Genomic DNA, 450 nt, shown 5'->3' with positions numbered 1-450 from the left:
GCATGGTAGATGCCGCAATAGTCCGGCCGATTGCGGCCAGGCTGGTAGGCGAGATGCGCCATGTCATAGCCGGAGGCGGCATGGATCACCGGCGCGTAGGCCGGCAGCTCGGCCGAGGGACCGCTCTGGCCATAGCCGGAGATCGAGCAGTAGATCAGCTTCGGGTTGACCGGGCGGAGGCTGTCATAGTCTAGCCGCAGCCGGTGCATCACGCCCGGGCGAAAGTTCTCGACCAGGATATCTGATGTCGCGACCAGCCGCCGCACCGCCTCCCTGCCGTCTTCGGACTTGAGGTCGAGCACCACGCTCTTCTTGCCGACATTGAGCTGGCCGAACACGGTGCTGCAGCCGTTGCGCAGCGGTGGCCGGGTCCGCATCGTCTCGCCGCCGTCGGTCTCGATCTTGATGACCTCGGCACCCATGTCCGCAAGCATCCGCGCGCAGTGGGGA

At 66.0% G+C, this 450-nt stretch carries 1 protein-coding gene; it reads right to left on the bottom strand.

From position 1 onward, the window contains the following. The coding region (locus tag QC029_RS31395; RefSeq protein ID WP_279559099.1) for a CoA transferase at positions 1 to 422 on the bottom strand (422 nt) is incomplete at its 3' end. Between the last annotated feature and the right edge of the window lie 28 nt (positions 423 to 450).

This window comes from Streptomyces sp. DH37 (assembly GCF_029813835.1).
Lineage (GTDB): Bacteria > Actinomycetota > Actinomycetes > Streptomycetales > Streptomycetaceae > Streptomyces.
Note: the sequence above shows the minus strand (reverse complement) of the source record. Positions and strands in the feature narration are given on the sequence as shown.